Genomic DNA, 1208 nt, shown 5'->3' with positions numbered 1-1208 from the left:
CCAAGGCACTGGGCGGTGCCGGCCTGGTGATGACCGAAATGGTCTGCGTCTCCGAAACTGGCCGCATCACCCCCGGTTGCAGCGGCCTCTACACCGACGAGCAGCGCGACAGCTGGAAGGAAATCGTCCACTTCGTACACTCCCGCTCCACCGCGAAGATCGGTGCGCAGCTGGGACACTCCGGCCGCAAGGGCTCCACCAAGCTCATGTGGGAAGGAATCGACCAGCCGCTCGACTCCGGCAACTGGACCGCCGTCGGACCTTCCGCACTGCCGTACGGCCCTGAAAACCAAACTCCGCTGGAACTGGACCGGGCAGGCATGGATGCCATCAAGGCCGAGTTCGTCGCCGCAACCCAGCGCGCGGAGCAGGCAGGCTTCGACCTCCTGGAAATCCACGCGGCCCACGGCTACCTGCTCTCCTCCTTCCTCTCGCCCGTTTCCAACCAACGCACCGACGAATACGGTGGCAGCCTGGAGAACCGGCTGCGGTTCCCGTTGGAAGTGTTCGACGCCGTCCGCGCGGCTTGGCCTTCCAGCAAGCCGGTGACGGTGCGCATCTCCGCAACGGACTGGATCGACGGCGGCAACACCTCCGATGACTCCGTCCAGATCGCCAAGGCCTTCGTGGAACACGGCGCAGCCGGACTGGATATCTCCACCGGCCAGGTGGCCAAGGAAGAGAAGCCCGCGTTCGGGCGCAGCTACCAGACGCCATTCGCGGACCGCATCCGCCAGGAAGTCGCCGCTCCGGCAGGCGTGGCAGTGATCGCCGTCGGCGCCATCTCCAGCTACGACGACGTGAACTCCATCCTCCTCGCCGGCCGCGCAGACCTCATCGCCCTGGGCCGCACGCACCTCTACGATCCCCAGTGGACCCTCCACGCCGCCGCGGAACAGGAATACCAAGGCCCGGGCGCGCAGTGGATCCCGCAGTTCCGTGCCGGCCGCCGCAAGCCACCAAGCTCACGCACCGACGCCGTACGCCCGCGCCTGTCCCTGCTCAAAGAACCGGAGACCGATGAAGCCAACACGCACCTCCGCTGGACGCCTTCTCCCAAAACTGCGGCGGCCTTGAGTAACTGATGACTGCAGGTCCACAGTTTTCGAAGCCACGACTGGAGGCAACTGTCCGGCGAACCGTGGAGTGGGTTGACACCGATGCCTCCGGGCATCAGCATAACGCGGCGGTTCTGCGATGGGTGGAGG

At 66.0% G+C, this 1208-nt stretch carries 1 pseudogene; it reads left to right on the top strand.

The annotated features are described in order from the left end of the window. Positions 1 to 1085: pseudogene (locus ACFV20_RS37035) on the top strand (bifunctional salicylyl-CoA 5-hydroxylase/oxidoreductase); the annotation flags it as partial. Between the last annotated feature and the right edge of the window lie 123 nt (positions 1086 to 1208).

The sequence above is a fragment of the Streptomyces sp. NPDC059696 genome, assembly GCF_042733745.1.
Lineage (GTDB): Bacteria > Actinomycetota > Actinomycetes > Streptomycetales > Streptomycetaceae > Streptomyces.
This window is presented reverse-complemented; position numbering and strand designations above follow the sequence as displayed.